This is a genomic window from Actinophytocola sp. (genome assembly GCF_050699915.1).
GTDB lineage: Bacteria > Actinomycetota > Actinomycetes > Mycobacteriales > Pseudonocardiaceae > Actinophytocola.
In genome coordinates, this window is record NZ_JBOHGA010000023.1 from 1 (window position 1) to 15,046 (window position 15,046).

At 73.0% G+C, this 15,046-nt stretch carries 19 protein-coding genes; 12 read left to right on the top strand and 7 right to left on the bottom strand.

Features of this window, described 5'->3' with window-relative positions; translation table 11 throughout:
* From ACRDSK_RS06655 to ACRDSK_RS06685, 7 genes are all read left to right on the top strand, one after another.
* A partial coding sequence (locus tag ACRDSK_RS06655) for a DUF305 domain-containing protein (protein ID WP_431439055.1) occupies nucleotides 1-386 on the top strand: 386 nt, incomplete at its 5' end.
* 39 nt (nucleotides 387-425) lie between these two features.
* The gene (locus ACRDSK_RS06660) at nucleotides 426-1,418 is read left to right on the top strand and encodes a LacI family DNA-binding transcriptional regulator (protein WP_431439056.1); all 993 of its coding nucleotides are present in this window, start codon (nucleotides 426-428) and stop codon (nucleotides 1,416-1,418) included.
* Nucleotides 1,419-1,533: 115 nt separating this feature from the next.
* Entirely contained in the window at nucleotides 1,534-1,695 is a 162-nt protein-coding gene (locus ACRDSK_RS06665; protein ID WP_431439057.1) for a hypothetical protein, read from the top strand.
* Between the two features lie 31 nt (nucleotides 1,696-1,726).
* Nucleotides 1,727-2,080: an STAS domain-containing protein gene (locus ACRDSK_RS06670; RefSeq protein ID WP_431439058.1), complete on the top strand. Its 354-nt coding sequence runs from the start codon at nucleotides 1,727-1,729 to the stop codon at nucleotides 2,078-2,080.
* Between the two features lie 52 nt (nucleotides 2,081-2,132).
* Nucleotides 2,133-3,098, top strand: a complete 966-nt coding sequence (locus ACRDSK_RS06675; RefSeq protein WP_431439059.1) for an SDR family NAD(P)-dependent oxidoreductase — start codon at nucleotides 2,133-2,135, stop codon at nucleotides 3,096-3,098.
* A 105-nt stretch (nucleotides 3,099-3,203) separates the two neighbouring features.
* Nucleotides 3,204-3,356: a hypothetical protein gene (locus ACRDSK_RS06680; protein WP_431439060.1), complete on the top strand. Its 153-nt coding sequence runs from the start codon at nucleotides 3,204-3,206 to the stop codon at nucleotides 3,354-3,356.
* 91 nt (nucleotides 3,357-3,447) lie between these two features.
* Nucleotides 3,448-4,662, top strand: coding sequence for a glycosyltransferase (locus ACRDSK_RS06685; RefSeq protein WP_431439061.1), 1,215 nt, complete (start codon nucleotides 3,448-3,450; stop codon nucleotides 4,660-4,662).
* 330 nt (nucleotides 4,663-4,992) lie between these two features.
* Here the strand turns inward: ACRDSK_RS06685 and ACRDSK_RS06690 are convergent, their stop codons facing one another.
* Nucleotides 4,993-6,006, bottom strand: coding sequence for a DNA topoisomerase IB (locus ACRDSK_RS06690; RefSeq protein WP_431439062.1), 1,014 nt, complete (start codon nucleotides 6,004-6,006; stop codon nucleotides 4,993-4,995).
* 39 nt (nucleotides 6,007-6,045) lie between these two features.
* Here ACRDSK_RS06690 and ACRDSK_RS06695 point away from each other — a divergent pair, with 39 nt between their 5' ends.
* Entirely contained in the window at nucleotides 6,046-6,606 is a 561-nt protein-coding gene (locus ACRDSK_RS06695) for a hemerythrin domain-containing protein (protein WP_431439063.1), read from the top strand.
* Here ACRDSK_RS06695 and ACRDSK_RS06700 read toward each other — a convergent pair.
* The 3 genes from ACRDSK_RS06700 to ACRDSK_RS06710 all read right to left on the bottom strand — a co-directional run bounded on the left by ACRDSK_RS06700 (nucleotide 6,587) and on the right by ACRDSK_RS06710 (nucleotide 9,276).
* Nucleotides 6,587-7,708 (bottom strand): FUSC family protein, encoded by a 1,122-nt coding sequence (locus ACRDSK_RS06700; protein WP_431439064.1) that lies wholly within the window; start codon nucleotides 7,706-7,708, stop codon nucleotides 6,587-6,589. The two genes, ACRDSK_RS06695 and ACRDSK_RS06700, sit on opposite strands and share 20 nt — an antisense overlap.
* The gene (locus tag ACRDSK_RS06705) at nucleotides 7,708-7,944 is read right to left on the bottom strand and encodes a hypothetical protein (protein WP_431439065.1); all 237 of its coding nucleotides are present in this window, start codon (nucleotides 7,942-7,944) and stop codon (nucleotides 7,708-7,710) included. Before ACRDSK_RS06705 ends, ACRDSK_RS06700 begins: the two co-directional genes overlap by 1 nt.
* Before the next feature lie 93 nt (nucleotides 7,945-8,037).
* Nucleotides 8,038-9,276, bottom strand: coding sequence for an erythromycin esterase family protein (locus ACRDSK_RS06710; protein WP_431439066.1), 1,239 nt, complete (start codon nucleotides 9,274-9,276; stop codon nucleotides 8,038-8,040).
* A 63-nt stretch (nucleotides 9,277-9,339) separates the two neighbouring features.
* Between ACRDSK_RS06710 and ACRDSK_RS06715 the strand changes: the two genes are divergently transcribed.
* The 4 genes from ACRDSK_RS06715 (at nucleotide 9,340) to ACRDSK_RS06730 (ending at nucleotide 13,567) form a co-directional block, all read left to right on the top strand.
* The gene (locus ACRDSK_RS06715; RefSeq protein WP_431439067.1) at nucleotides 9,340-10,572 is read left to right on the top strand and encodes a threonine synthase; all 1,233 of its coding nucleotides are present in this window, start codon (nucleotides 9,340-9,342) and stop codon (nucleotides 10,570-10,572) included.
* Between the two features lie 4 nt (nucleotides 10,573-10,576).
* Nucleotides 10,577-11,989 carry a pyridoxal phosphate-dependent decarboxylase family protein gene (locus ACRDSK_RS06720; protein ID WP_431439068.1) on the top strand — a complete coding sequence of 471 codons (1,413 nt, stop codon included), beginning with the start codon at nucleotides 10,577-10,579 and terminating at the stop codon, nucleotides 11,987-11,989.
* Between the two features lie 22 nt (nucleotides 11,990-12,011).
* On the top strand, nucleotides 12,012-12,404 hold the full coding sequence (locus ACRDSK_RS06725; RefSeq protein WP_431439069.1) for a VOC family protein: 393 nt from the start codon (nucleotides 12,012-12,014) through the stop codon (nucleotides 12,402-12,404).
* An 80-nt stretch (nucleotides 12,405-12,484) separates the two neighbouring features.
* Nucleotides 12,485-13,567 carry a Gfo/Idh/MocA family protein gene (locus ACRDSK_RS06730; protein ID WP_431439070.1) on the top strand — a complete coding sequence of 361 codons (1,083 nt, stop codon included), beginning with the start codon at nucleotides 12,485-12,487 and terminating at the stop codon, nucleotides 13,565-13,567.
* On the opposite strand, the gene ACRDSK_RS06735 is transcribed toward ACRDSK_RS06730, so the two are convergent.
* The 3 genes from ACRDSK_RS06735 to ACRDSK_RS06745 form a co-directional block, all read right to left on the bottom strand.
* Entirely contained in the window at nucleotides 13,554-13,874 is a 321-nt protein-coding gene (locus ACRDSK_RS06735; RefSeq protein ID WP_431439071.1) for a putative quinol monooxygenase, read from the bottom strand. The genes ACRDSK_RS06730 and ACRDSK_RS06735 overlap by 14 nt on opposite strands.
* A gap of 114 nt (nucleotides 13,875-13,988) precedes the next feature.
* Nucleotides 13,989-14,153, bottom strand: a complete 165-nt coding sequence (locus ACRDSK_RS06740; RefSeq protein WP_431439072.1) for a hypothetical protein — start codon at nucleotides 14,151-14,153, stop codon at nucleotides 13,989-13,991.
* 478 nt (nucleotides 14,154-14,631) lie between these two features.
* On the bottom strand, nucleotides 14,632-15,045 hold the full coding sequence (locus ACRDSK_RS06745; RefSeq protein WP_431439073.1) for a VOC family protein: 414 nt from the start codon (nucleotides 15,043-15,045) through the stop codon (nucleotides 14,632-14,634).
* Nucleotide 15,046 lies beyond the last annotated feature (1 nt).

Consider the following 15,046-nt stretch of genomic DNA (forward strand, 5'->3'; position numbering starts at 1 on the left):
CCGACGACCAGGCGGTGCGACTGCTCGACCTGGGCGCCGCGCGGGCCGCGGACCGCCGGCTGCGCACGTTCGCGTCGTCGCTCGCGGACGACCGGCGCGCGGAGCTGGCCGAGCTGCGCGGCCTCCTGGACGCGGAGTCGGTCCGGTACCTGAACCTGCACCGGGGCCACGACATGCCGGGCATGCCGACCGACGCCGAGCTGATCGGGCTGGCGGCGGCCGCCGACTTCGACGCGACGTTCGTCGACCTTGTGCGGGCGCACCTGACGGAGTCCGCGACGGTCGCGAGGTCGGCGATGCGTTCGATCGCGCACCCGGCGACGAAGAACCTGGCCACGCGGATGGCGTCGACGCGGGCGGCGGCGCTGGACCGCATCGGAGGCTGAGCTGACCGTCGTCGACCCGGGCCGCGGGTATAAGAGGCCGTGCCCTCGTCCTCGCCGCGCCGCGTCACGCTGGAGGAGGTGGCCAGGATGGCCGGGGTGTCCCGGGCGACGGCGTCGCGGGTGGTGAACGGCGTGGCGAGCGTCGACGAGTCCATCCGGGCGGCCGTGCTGCGTGCCATCGATGACAGCGGCTACGTGCCGAACCTGGCGGCGCGCTCGTTGGTGACCCGCCGCGCGGACGCCGTCGCGCTCGTGCTGCCCGAGGAGCGCCGGATGCTGGGCGACCCGTTCTTCGGGCGCGTGGTGAGCGGCGTGATGACGGTGACCGAGCCGGCCGGGGTGCACCTCGTGCTGGCCGCGGACACCCGTTCGCAGGTGGAGTCGGACGTACGTCGCGGCCGGCTCGACGGCGTGATCCTCATCCACACGGACCCGCTGGATCCCCTCCCCCGGCTGTTGGTCGAGGGTCACTTCCCGGTCGTGCTGTCCAGCCGGCCGATCCAGCCGCTACCGATCACCTACGTGGACGTGAACCAGACGGAGGGGGCCGCCCTGGCCGCCCGCCACCTGCTGTCCCTGGGCTGCCGACACGTGGCGACGATCGCCGGTCCGCAGCACACCTCGGCCGGTCAGGACCGGCTGGCCGGCTTCCGCGACGCCCTCCCCCACGCCGAGCCGATCTGGGTCGAGGGCGACTTCACCCGCGAGAGCGGCACGGCGGGGATGGCCGCGCTGCTGTCACGGCATCCGACACTGGACGGCGTGTTCGCGGCGTCGGACCTCATGGCACAGGGCGCGCTGGCCGTGCTGCGCGCCGCGGGCCGCGTCGTCCCGGACGACGTGGCGATGGTCGGCTTCGACGACAGCTCGGCGGCGCTGGCCTGCGAACCCCCGCTGACGACCGTGCGCCAGCCGGTGGAGGACATGGCCGCGGAGATGGCGCGCCTGCTGCTGCGCCAGATAGACACCCCGGACACCCCGGTGAAGAAGGTCATCTTCGAACCGAAGCTGATCCACCGCCAGTCCGCCTGACTTCGGCCCGACCGGCCGTGGCGGCCACCGTCACCTGCCGGACGTCCACCCGTTCAGAGCACCAGCCGGTTGCGCCGAGTTGCTCGCCGCGCGGCGGGTGGAGCACGGCCTCGGCGTGGTCTCCGAGACCTACCGGACCGGGCGCGCCGGCCTGTGCATCCGCTTCGGTGTCTACGCCGCCGGCGTCGCCTCGACCGAGGACCCCAAGTACGTCGTGCTCCCACAGCGCGCCCGTCGGGGGGTACACGCCACGGGCACGACGCGCTACGCTGGGTAGCGACCATTCACCCGTTGCCGCAGGAGCAACCATGGCCGAGCACGCCATCCGCGACGAGGGGCTCGTCGTGCACCGCAGGCGCGCCGGGCCCGGTATCGCGGTGGTCACCGCCGTCGGCGAGGTCGACCTGCTCACCGCCTCGCGCCTGCGCCAGGCGCTGGCCCGCACGCGCGAGCGGACGACCGTCGTCGACCTCACCGGGGTCACGTTCCTGGCCGCGGCCGGGCTGTCCGTGCTGGTGGACGCCAACGACGCGGCCCGCGCGGACGGGCGCCGGTTCGGGGTGGTCGCCGCGAACGGCACGGCACGCCGGACGCTGGAGGTCAGCGGGGTCGCGGAGGTCGTGCCGGCATACTCGACGCTGGCGGACGCCGTCCCGGATTAGCGCACGCGATCGCGGGTAGACCCGGAGTCCGAAGGACCGAGGGGACGGCGCCGTGACCTTTGTGGACACTCTGCTCGACCGGCTGGTACTGCCCGGCAACTCCCGCATCGGCTACCGCGTGCGCAGCAGGCGCGCGGACTGGCCGGCGGACCCGCCGCCCGACGCGCTGAAGGACGCGGACGCGCTGGTCACCGGCGCCGGTTCGGGCCTCGGCACGGCGACCGCCGCGGGGCTGGCCCGGCTCGGCGCCCGGGTGCACCTGCTCGGCCGGCACCTCGACCGCCTGGAGCAGGCCCGGGCGCAGATCGTCGGAGCGGTGCCCGACGCCGTCACCGAGGTCGAGCAGTGCGACCTGTCGGTGCTCGCGCGCGTGCACGAGTTCGCCGAGGACTTCCGCGCCCGCGTGCCGGCCCTGCGGGTGCTGGTGCACAACGCGGGCACGCTCGCGCACGAGCGCGTCGAGACCGAGGAGGGCAACGAGCTCGACCTCGCCACGCACGTGCTCGGACCGTTCCTGCTGACCGGGCTGCTGCGGGCGAACCTGGCCGCGGCGGCGCCGAGCCGGGTCATCTTCGTGACGTCGAGTGGGATGTACGGGCAGCGGCTGCGCAGCGAGGACCCGCAGTACCTGCGGGGCGACTACCGCGGGATCACCGCGTACGCGCGCACCAAGCGGATGCAGGTCGTGCTCGCCGAGGAGTTGGCGCCGCGCCTCGCGGACGACGGGATCACCGTGCACTCGGTGCACCCGGGCTGGGCCGAGACGCCCGGCCTCGCCCACTGGCTGCCTCGGTTCCGGACGATCACCCGACCGCTGCTGCGGACCGTCGAGGAGGGCGCGGACACGACCGTGTGGGTCGCCGCCGCCCCGGAGCCCGCCGGCCGGCCGGGCCGGCTCTGGCACGACCGCGCGCCGCGGCCGACACACCTGCTGCCGCATACGCGGGAGACGCCGGAGCAGCGGGCCGAGTTGTGGCGCACCTGTGAGCGGCTGACCGGCCTGACCGTGCACGGTTGAGGGCCGGCCGGGGAACCTCTCGCCCGTTCGCGCGTCTCATAGGCATAAATCAGGTGTGGTGGCGGCCATACAGGGGTATATCCCTTGTACACAGAGGAGTTGGCCATGACTGTTCACGCACGACGACTCGCCAGGCTCTGCCGCGAGCGGTTGGCGGCGCATGAGACGCTGCCCGCCCTCAAGCAGCAGCCTCAACAGCAGCAGCAGGCCGTCACGGACTCGCGTCAGCGCAAGGGCGCCGTGCAGCCGGCACGTTGAGCCGGCTCCTCCGAGTACGACCTGAGCACGTTCTAAAGAAGCTGGGACGACTTGCTCACCGCATCGCAAGACGACAAGGTGGGTAACTCGAATGAAGATCACGCTCGTCTCCGAACATGCCAACCCGCTCGCCGCGCTGGGGAGCGTCGAAGCGGGAGGCCAGAACCTACACGTCGCCGAGCTGTCGAAGGCTTTGGCTAGTCAGCGCCACGAGGTCACCGTCTACACCCGGCGGGACGACCGGTCCGTACCCGATGAGCTGAAGACCGAACACGGCTACCGCGTCGTGCACGTGCCCGCCGGGCCCGCGCGTCCCGTGCCGAAGGACGAGCTGACGCGGGACATGGGCGAGTTCACCCGGTTCCTGCGGACGCGCTGGGAGCTCGACCGGCCGGACGTGGTGCACGCGCACTACTGGAGGTCCGGCCTGGCCTCGGTGTCCGCGGCGCGGGTCGTCGGGGTGCCGGTGGTGCAGACGTTCCACGGGCTCGGCACCGTGAAGAAGCGGTACCTGGGTGATGAGGACACGAGCCCGCCGCAGCGGATCGGCACGGAGAAGGTGCTGTGCCGCGAGGTCGGGCGGATCGCCGCGACGTCGTCGGACGAGGTGTCCGAACTGGCGCGCATGGGCGTGCCGCGCGCGCGGATCTCGGTCGTGCCGAGCGGCGTGGACGTGGACGCGTTCGTGCCCGAGGGCGAGGCCATGCCTCGGAGCAAGTACGCGCACCGGCTCGTGGCGGTCGGCAGACTGGTGCCGCGCAAGGGTTTCGCCACGGCCATCGCCGCGCTGCGCGCGTTACCGGACACGGAGCTGGTGATCGCCGGCGGGCCGGACAAGCGCCGGCTGGGCCGCGACGAGCACGCCCGGTTCCTGCGCTCGTTCGCGGAGTCGATGGGTGTCGCGAAGCAGCTCCGACTGGTCGGTTCGGTTTCTCGCGACGAGCTGCCGGCGCTGCTGCGCTCGGCCGACGCGGTCGTGTGCACGCCTTGGTACGAGTCGTTCGGCATCGTGCCGTTGGAGGCCATGGCTTGCGGGGTGCCTGTCGTCGCGTCCGCCGTGGGTGGGCTGACAGACACCGTCGTGGACGGGGTCACCGGGCGGCTGGTGCCGCCTCGCAAGCCTCGGGCCCTTGCCGCGACGTTGCATCACCTCTTGGCGCATCAGACCTTGCTGGAGCAGTTCGGCGCGGCTGGGCGGGATCGGGCCTGGGCGCGGTACTCCTGGCAGCGGGTCGCCGATGAGACCTTGCGGGTCTATTCGCGGGCTGGGGCTCGCGCCGACGGCCTTGTCGCTGGTGCTCGGTGACTTCTGGGCCTGCTTGAAATCGGTTGATGCGTCCTGCTCGGCTTCGGTTGAGGTGTCCTGCCCGGGAGCTTGGTTGAAGAGCTGCGGCTGGGGTGGTTGGCGTGCAGCTTAAGGCCGCTCAGCTCATTGTAAAGTCCCCGCGCCTCATCCAGCGCTGATCTTGTTTCGTCGGCGGGGACTTGACAACGAGCCTCCCTGAGCGGCCTTGGGCACGCCCTTTAGGGGCAGGCCTGGCGGCCTGCCCGAATTGTGCACACCAACCACCCCAGCCGCTGCGGAGAGTCGCATTCTTGCCCGATCGACACGGATCGGGGTTGTGATGGCGCTTTCCTAGTCCAGTAGACGGATTACTGCCTTCTCGATCGCCGCTCTCAGTTCGTCGTCGGCCAGGGTTGTTGTGTCTGTCTCGAGTTTCGAGAGGGCGTTGCCGATCGTGTCGCCTTGTTCCCACGCCGTCAGGACTCTTGGGTCCACATAGGACCGTCTCGCTACCGCCGGGGTGTTGCCAAGCTGCTCGGCCACCTCGGTCATCACCGCCTTCTCCGCTCGCTTGCGTGCCCGCTCGGAGCTCGGGCGGTCCACGCCGGCCAGCGCCACCGCCGCCAGGACCGTCGCGTGCCACGTGCGGAGGTCCTTCGCCGTGAAGTCGGGGCCGACCAGCTCCCGCAGCCGGTCGTTGACGTCCTCGGCGCGCACCTCGCAGCGCTCCGCACCCTCGCGGTAGGTCAGCAGGCGCTCGTCGTCCTTGTGACCGCGGCGTAGTGCGCTCACCAGCGCGGCCAGCGCGCCGTCGCGGATGCGGACCCGGCGCTCGATGCCGCCCTTCGCGGGGTAGTGGAACAGGATCACGCCACCACGAACCGTCACGTCGCCGCGCAGCAGTGTCGCCACTCCCCTGGTTCCGTTGTCCTGCGCGTACTCCTCGCCGCCGGTGCGGAAGACGCCTCGGTCCAGCATCCGCAGCGCGCCGGCCAGCACCCGGCGCCTGCCCAGGCCGGACGTGGCCAGGTCGGCGTCGACCGCCGCGCGCAGGTCCGGCAGGCGGCGCGCCAGGTCGACCACCCGACGATGCTTCTCCTCGTCCCGGCCGCGCCGCCACTCCGCGTGGTACAGGTACTGCCGCCGGCCGGCGCCGTCGGTGCCGACCGCCTGGATGTGGCCGTTGGGATGCGGGCAGATCCACACGTCGCGCCACGCCGGCGGGATCACCAGGCCGCGGATCCGGTCCAGCGTCTCCGCGTCGCGCACCGCCTCGCCCGCCGCGTCCAGGTACCGGAAGCCCCGACCCGAGCGCCGGCGGCCGAGGCCCTTGCCCCAGACGTCGCTGCGTCTCATTCGCACCATCCCCGTGTACCCCGGCACCGGGCGGGGTACCCCGGTGGAATGGCCGTGGAGAAGCAACAGGACCTCATCGACGCGATCGTCGCCGACCACCGGGACGTGGCGGCGCTGCTCGACGAGCTCGAGGCGAGCGGCGACGCGCGCAACCGCAGGAGCCTGGTCGAGCGCGTGATCACGGAGTTGGTGCGGCACGCGGTCGTCGAGGAGCAGTATCTCTACCCGGCGGCCCGTCGGGCCCTGCCCGACGGCGACGAAATGGCCGACCATCAGCTGGCCGGGCACGCGGCCGCCGAGCAGGTGATGAAGAAGCTGTCCCGGACCGACCCGACGACCCCGGCGTTCGACGACCTGGTCGGCTCCCTCGCGGCGAGCGTGCGCCACCACATCCAGGACGCCGAGAGCGACCTGCTCCCGAGACTGCGGTCGGCCTGCGAGGGCGTCGAACTGCGCGAGCTGGGCCTGAAGTACGAGCAGGGCAAGAAGCTCGCCCCGACCCGCCCGCACCCGGCCGTCCCCGACCACCCGCCGGCCAACAAGGTTCTCGGCCCGGGAGTGGCGCTCGTCGACCGCATCCGGGACGCCCTCACCGGCCGCGGTCGCTAGCGCCGTCCAGCAGCGAGCGCAGCGCGTTCTCCAGCGCCAGCAACGCCGCCGCGTGGGCGCTCCAGTCCTTCGGCGGGTCCATGTCCGGCGACGGGGCCAGGCGGGCCAGCGCCGCCCTCCGGTCTCGCGCCCGGGACAGCGCGTCGTACAACGCCTCGCGGTCGATCTCCCGCTCGGCGAGCGGGATCTGGTAGGCCGCGACCCCGCGGGCCAGTTCCGCCAGCAGGTCGGCGAAGGTCTCGTCGAAGACGCGGCCCGTGCGAGGCGCCGTGCTGTCCGGATCGCCCGACGTCACCAGGGTCTCCGCGATCTGCTGGACCTGATCGACGACGTCGGTCAGCTTTCCCAGCGCGGTGTCGTCGTCGGACGGGCTGGGCGAGCGCGACCACCACCGGCGCGGGTTGAACCGGATGCTCTCCCAGCCCTCGCCGGACGCCTCCTCCGCGTGCCGCACCACGGCCCCCAGCGCCCGCGCCCCGCGCCGCCACCGCCGGGCGTCCGCGACCGACCACTCGCCGCGCAGCTCGCCGGCCATCGTGTCCAGCAGCTCCTCGATCTCCCCGCTCACCCCGGCGACCGCGCGGCCGACCTGCCGCAGGTGCACCGGCGGCAGGAGTAGCAGGTTCACCGCCACCCCGACCAGGGCGCCGAACAACGCCTCGCCGGCCCGAAAGAGCAGGAACCCGGCGTCGCCCGCGGTGCCGTAGGTGATCATCAGCAACGCGACCACGCCGACCCAGATCCCGTCGCGACCCAGCCGGTGCCAGCGGCCGACCACCATGCCGACGAACACCGCCACCGCGAGCGCGGCCAACTCCCACGGCACCACGACCGCCACCGCGAACGCCACCAGCACGCCCAGCACGACCGTGGTCACCTGCTTGGCCGCGTCGAAGAACGAGCGGTAGACCGTCCTGGACATCATGAACACCGCCGCATACGGCGCGATGAACGACTGCGGCTCGTGCAGCTGGCGGGCGAAGAACCAGGCCACGACCGCCGCTACGGCCATCTTCGCCGCCTGGACCAGCCCCTCGCGGTCCCGGCCGGAGAAGCGCAGGCCGGGCAGGCGCAGCCGGTCCACGAGGGTGCGCGGAGCCATCACCGCGGCGGCACGACGTTGAGGATCTCGGCGCAGTTGATCAGCTCGGCCCGACCGGGCCGGTCGGGCAGGAACACGCCCACCCACAGGTGCCCGCTGCCCGGGTCCTCGACGACCGGGCCGACCACGTCGGCGAGCCGGAACCGCCGCCGGCCGTCCGGCTGCGTCCGGTCGACGTAGACGACCATCGAACCGCGGGATGGCGGCCGCGTCGTGCGCCTCCGGTCATGCGCCACGGCGATCACCGTTCCTTGCCAGCGGGGAGGGATGGCGAGGGAGTACCCCGCCGAGCAGCGGGTAAGCCTGCGTTGAGCCGAACGGAGCAGATCTCACTCGCCGACGGGCAAGGTCTCCCTTGTCTCCACCCGGTGCAGCGGGGTCACCGCGGTCGACCGGTCACAGTGGACGAACGCGTCGTAGCGGCGGCGCAGCACCGTGGGCACGTAGGTGCCCGGCCGGTCGCCGTCGTAGACCAGGCCTATCGCGCGGTGGTCGCGGACCTCGCCGGTCCAGGCCGGGCCGCCGCCGCGCGGGAAGACGACCAGGCCGTCGGTGTCGGGCAGGATCTCGTGCCACCGTGCCTCGACGCTGCCCGGCGCCGCCGGCGGCACCCGCAGCCGGCGGACCGGCCCGTCCCACCGCTGCGCGGCGAGCACGCTGCCCTCGTAGGTGCCGAAGCCGACGAGCACGGTGTCCTCGCCGTGTCTCTCGCGGACCAGCCGGCCCAGGTTCGTCATGCCCGCCGCGGCCATGTCGGTCGCGGCGGCGTCGCCGACGTGCGCGTTGTGCGCCCACACCACGGCCTTCGCGCCCGGGCCGTACGCTCCCGCCAGCCGGTCGAGCGTGTCCGCCAGGTGCTGCTCGCGAACGTTCCACGAGCGATGGTCGCCGCGCAGCAGCTCCCGGTGGTACCGCTCGGCGTTCGCCGGCACCTCGGTGTTCAGCCAGGCCACGAAGGCCGGGTCGAGGCCGGGCAGCGACGCCAGCTCGGTACGCGGCCGCCGCCGCGCGAGCAGGCGTCCCACCTCGGCCGAGCAGCCATCCGGCAGGGCGGCCGCCTGGTCCTGGCCGTACGGTTCGAAGCAGCGGTACGCGGCGATCGCGTCGGCCACCCGGTCCGGCGAGTGCTCGCGCAGGTGGTCGAGCGCGGCGCGCAGCGAGTCCCACAGGCTGTACACGTCCAGGCCGTGGAAGCCGACCGGCCGGGGCCGGCGGGCGTTGAACTCCCGCAGCCATCCGGCGAAGTCGACGACCTCCTCGTTGGCCCACAGCCAGCGCGGCCAGCGGCGCATCTCCCAGAGCACCGCGGCCGGGTCCTTGGGGATGCCCGGCGCGCCCGCGACACAGCAGTGCAGCCGGTGGCAGTCCGGCCAGTCGCCCTCGACGCCGACGAAGTCGAACCCCCGCTCCGCGACGAGCCGCTTGGTCAGCTCCGCGCGCCAGCGGTAGAACTCCGACGTGCCGTGCGTGGCCTCGCCGACCAGCACGAACCTGGCCCGGCCGATCCGGTCGAGCAGCGGGTCGAGGTTGCCCGGTCCGTACAGCGGCGTCACGTCGCGCGGGTCCATACACCTGGGGGTTCCCCGGACGGCGGCGGGCAATCGTCCAATCGGACCAGGCACACTGGCGGGGTGCGAACCGACGAGTGGACCAGCACGCTGTCCCATCTGGAGTGTGCCCGCCACGGCACCCGGTACGAGGCGGACGAGCCACACAACCTCTGCGAATGCGGCTCCCCGCTGCTCGCCCGCTACGACCTCGACCGTGCCGCCCGCGCTGTGTCCACTTCGGACATCACCGGCCGGCCGGGGGACTTGTGGCGCTACCGGGAGCTGCTGCCCGTGCGGGACCGGGCGAACGCGGTGACCTTCGGCGAAGGCATGACCCCGATCCTGCCGCTGCCCGGCTACGGCGCCGGCGTCGGCGTGCCGAACCTCGCCGCCAAGGACGAGGGCATGCTGCCCACCGGGAGCTTCAAGGCCCGCGGCGCGGCGGTCGGCGTCTCCCGGGCCCGCGAGCTCGGCATCGAGCGGATCGCCATGCCCACCAACGGAAACGCGGGTGCCGCGTGGGCGACGTACGCCGCCCGGGCCGGCATGGGCGCGCTCGTGGTGATGCCGACCGACGCGCCGCCGGTCACCCGCCTGGAGTGCGCGCTTGCCGGCGCCCGGCTGTACCTCGTGGACGGTCTGATCGGCGACGCCGGCGCGCTCGCCGCGCAGGCGGTCGCGGATGGCTGGTTCGACACCGCCACGCTCAAGGAGCCCTACCGCATCGAGGGCAAGAAGACGATGGGCGTGGAGATCGTCGAGCAGCTCGGCTGGCGGGCACCGGACGTGATCGTCTACCCGACCGGCGGCGGCGTCGGGCTGATCGGCATCCGCAAGGCACTCGACGAGCTCTTCGCGCTGGGCTGGCTCACCGGTGCGCCGCCGCGGCTGGTGGCCGTGCAGTCGACCGGCTGCGCGCCGATCGTGCGGGCCTACGAGCAGGGTGCGGACACCGCCGAGCCCTGGGCGGACGCGCGGACCGTGGCGTTCGGCATCAACGTGGCGAGCGCGCTCGGCGACTTCCTCGTGCTCGACGCGGTCCGGGAGACCGGCGGCACCGCGATCGCCGTGGACGACGCGGACATCCTCGCCGCGCAGGCCGCGTGCGCGGCGGCCGAAGGCCTGTTCATGTGCCCCGAGGGCGCGGCGACCCTGGCCGCCGTGGCCCGGCTGCGCGAGAGCGGCTGGCTCGACGGCGACGAGGAGGTGGTCGTGCTCAACACCGGCAGCGGTCTGAAGTACCCACACACCGTGCCCGTCGAGGAACCGCCGGCGCTCGCCCGCGACGCGGTCCTCGACCTGGGTGCAATATGAGCCCATGGACCCATTGCGGGACCCGGACCCGGCCGCACCGCTCGACGCGGTCGCCAAGGCCGCGCCGGGCTACCTGAGCTCGCTGGCCGACCGGCCCGTCGACGACCCGGCCGCACGCGGGCTGCTCGACGAGCTGGGCGGGCCACTGCCGGAGGAGGGGCTCGGCGCGGTCGAGTCCGTCGAGGAGCTGCTGCGCATCGGCACCGCGGCCGCCACCCACTCGTCCGGTCCGAGGTTCTTCCACTTCGTCACCGGCGGCTCGACCCCGGCGGCGCTGGCCGGCGACTGGGCGACCGCGCTGCTGGACCAGAACGCGGTGCTGTGGACGTCCTCGCCGCTCGCGACCACGGCCGAGACCGTGGTGCTCGGCTGGCTGAAGGACTTGTTCGGGCTGCCCGCCGGGTGGGGCGGGGTGCTCACGCCGAGCGCCACGTTCGCGAACCTCACCGGCCTCGCGTGCGCCCGGCACTGGTGGGCCGCCCGGCAGGGCCGGGACGTGGCCGCCGACGGGCTCGCCGGGCTGCCCGCGATGCCGGTACTCGGTGGCGGCTACGTGCACCCCAGCGCGCGCAAGGCGTTGCAGCTGCTCGGTTGCGGGCGGGACACGGTCCGGGTGCACGGCGAGGGCCGTGCCGACGTCGCGGCGATCGAAGCCGCGCTGCGCGAGCTGGCCGCGCCGGCCGTGCTGATCGCCACCGCGGGCGAGGTCAACGCCGGCGACTACGACCCGATCGACGAGCTGGCCGACCTGGCGCAGCGGTACGGCTGCTGGCTGCACGTCGACGGCGCGTTCGGCCTGTTCGCCGCGCTGTCGCCGCGGACGGCGCACCTGCTGCGCGGCGTCGAGCGGGCCCACTCGGTCGCCGCCGACGGGCACAAGTGGCTCAACGTGCCCTACGAGAGCGGGTTCGCGTTCCTGCGCGACCGGGAGACGCTCGGCGAGACGTTCGGCTCGTGGAACGCGCCGTACCTGGTCGGCGGCGAGCTCGACTACAGCCGGCTCGGCCCGGAGTCCTCCCGCCGGGCGCGGGCGCTGCCGATCTGGGCGACGCTGCGCGCGTACGGCCGGTCGGGCTACCGCGCGATGGTGGAGCGCCAGCTCGACCTGGCCGCCCACCTCGGCCGGCTCGTCGACCAGGCCCCCGACCTGGAGCTGCTCGCGCCGGTCCGGCTGTGCGTGGTCTGCTTCCGGTACGCGCCGCCCGGCGTGGCGCCCGAGTCGCTGGACGCGCTGAACTCGGCCATCGGCGAGGCCCTGCTCGCGGACGGCCGGGTGTACGCCGGCACCACGGTCTACCGCGGTCACACCGCGCTGCGGCCGGCGATCGTCAACTGGCGCACCACGGAGTCCGACGTCGAGCTGGTCGCCACGGTGGTGCGCGAGCTGGGTGTCCGATTCGTTCAAGACGCCGGGTGAGCGCCGGTCCTACCGTGACCGCATGACACCGAAATTCGACCTCATCGGCCTCGTGGTGGCGGACATGGCCGCCTCGCTGGCCTTCTACCGCCGGCTCGGCTTCGACATCCCGGCCGAGGCGGACGGCGAGCCGCACGTGGAGGCGCCGCTGCCCGGCGGCCTGCGGTTCGCGTGGGACACCGTCGAGACCGTCCGCTCCTTCGACCCGGAGTGGACCAAGCCCGCCGGCGGACCCGCGGTGGGCCTGGCCTTCGCCTGCGCCTCACCGTCCGATGTGGACAAGACGCACGCCGGGCTGGTCGCGGCCGGCTACCACAGCCACAAGGACCCGTGGGACGCCTTCTGGGGCCAGCGGTACGCGACGGTCGAGGACCCGGACGGCAACGCGGTCGACCTGTTCGCCGCGCTCGGCTGAGGCACTCACGCCGTGACAGCCGCCGCGGCCGGATGCGATGATCCCCGGAGAGGTCCGACGACTACCTCCAGGGGGTCCGGGTGGGCGACGAGCTGCGCGTCGGCATCATGGGCATCGGCAACATCAGCGGCCAGTACCTCGCCACGCTCCCCGCGCTCGACGGCGTGCGAGTGACCGCGGTCGCCGACCTCGACGCGAGCCGGGCGGCCGCGGTGGCGGGCGACGGCATCCGCGCCAGCACGCCGGCCGAGCTGTACCGCGCCGACGACGTCGACCTGGTGCTCAACCTGACCGTCCCGCAGGCGCACGCGGGCGTGGCCATCGAGGCGATCGCGGCCGGCAAGCACGTGTACAACGAGAAGCCGCTCGCCCTGACCACCGCCGAGGGGCGCGCGATCCTCGACGCGGCGGCGGGCGCGGGCGTGCGGGTCGGCTGCGCGCCGGACACCGTCCTCGGCACCGGCACCCAGACCGCGCGCCACCACCTCGACGCCGGCGCCGTCGGCACCCCGGTGGCGGCGACGGCGTTCATGGTCTCGCCCGGGCCCGAGCGCTGGCACCCCACGCCGGAGTTCTTCTACCGCGCGGGCGGCGGGCCACTGCTGGACATGGGTCCCTACTACCTGACCGCGCTGGTCACCCTGCTCGGGCCGGTGCGCCGGGTCGCCGGCATGGCCGCCACGCCCCGCGCGAACCGCACGGTCGGCAGCGGTCCGTCGCGGGGCACGGAGTTCCCCGTCGAGGTGCCCACGCACGTCACCGGCACGCTGGAGCACGCGAGCGGCGCCGTGTCCACGCTGCTGATGAGCTTCGACGTGTGGGCGGCCGAGCTGCCGCGCATCGAGGTCTACGGCACCGACGGTTCGCTGTCCGTGCCGGACCCCAACGGTTTCGGCGGCGCGGTCCGGCTGTTCCATCGGGACAGTCCTGAGTGGACAGAACAGCCGGCCGCGGCGGGGTACGTCGCCACCGGCCGCGGCTGCGGCATCGCCGATCTCGCGGACGCGATTACGACCGGCACCGAGCACCGAGCCGGCGGCGAGCTGGCCCTGCACGTGCTGGACGTGCTGGAGTCGCTGCTGCGCGCCGCCCGAACCGGCCGCACCGAGCCGGTGGCGACCGACTGCGCCCGCCCGTCGCCGGTGCGGCTTATCGAGGAGTGACCTCGGCCATCTCCGACCAGCCCTCGCCCTCGGTGGAGACGCTGACGATCGACGGCTTCGTCGCGACGGCGTCCGGCATCCAGCCCATGGCCTTCTTGAAGTGGTCGGATGTCACGTGCGCCTCGCCCGTGCCGTCGCGGAACGCCTCCACGAGCACGAAGACGTTCGAGTCGTCGACGCTGCGCGACCACTCGAAGAAGATGTTGCCCGGCTCGGCGCGGGTGGCCTGGGTGAACTCGTCGACGAGCGACAGCCACTCGTCCGCCCGCTCCGGCCGGATCGTCCACTTGACACAGATGAAGATCATGTCGCCGCCCTCCTCGAACTCCGGGATACGGCACTCACCCTGGCGAAACCGGCGGCGTCGCGCCAGTCCCCGGGCCTCGTTTTGGCCCGGAGCAGCAAACCTCGGCGGCGCCGATCACCGGTCCGGCCTGACCCACGCCTCCAGCTCGCGCTCGATGATGATCCGCCAGCAGCGCGCCGCCGCGTCACTGTCGTACCGCTCCAGCAGCAGGACGCCGACACTCGGCATCCGCTCGCACACCGTCTCCACCACCGCTCCCCCGCCCAACGTGTCGCACAACGGGTCGTCGTTACGGAGAGTCGTTGCCGGCGGGTCGAAGGTTGCCGTTCCGTGAAATCCGTGACCTGCTCGCGACAATCACTACACCTGTCGCGTCGGCCGGCCTGACCAGCCAGATCTTGCCCAGATGACATGTCCAGGAGAAATTCCCGACCGACGGACTCCTGGCGATGACTTTGGACACGGATCGTGGTCGAAGCTCAGGAAGTCCTACCGGCGACACCCACAGTAACGGTCGGTGATCATCCGGCCGCCGCGCGCGACTCGACCGGGTCGACCGCGCATCGGCACCCGCGGCGCCGGGCCCCGACAAGTTCGACAAGACTCTCGCCACCCTCGCGGCCTGCCCGTCGCGGGCTGGACCCTCGCGACGACGTGGCTTGTCATCGCCGGGAACCATCGAGCCTTCCAGGACAACTCCGTTCTGACGATCGTCTCCTGGCTGGGCGGACTCGTCTCGCGCTGAGCCGGCGCCGGGCTAGTCGCGGGCGGTGATCTGCTGGACGGCCCAGCTGTTGCCGTCCGGGTCGGCGAAGAACGCGAAGCCCTGGTTGTTCAGGTCGTCGCCCTCCTCGGCGGGGCGGAAGCCGCCCGGGCCGGCGACCTGCACCTCGCCGATCTCGACGCCACGGCCGACCAGCTCCGCACGCGCCGCGCGGAGGTCACGCACCACCAGCTGCAGGCCCTTCAGCGAGCCCGGCTCCATCTCCGCCACGCCCTTGCCGATCACGATCGAGCAGCCCGAGCCCGGCGGGGTCAGCTGCACGATCCGCATCTGCGGGCCGAAGTCGCTGTCGTGGTCCACCGCGAAGCCCATCCGCTCCGTGTAGAACTCCTTGGCACGGTCGACATCCGTCACCGGAACGACCACCACCTCGAGCGTCCACTTCATG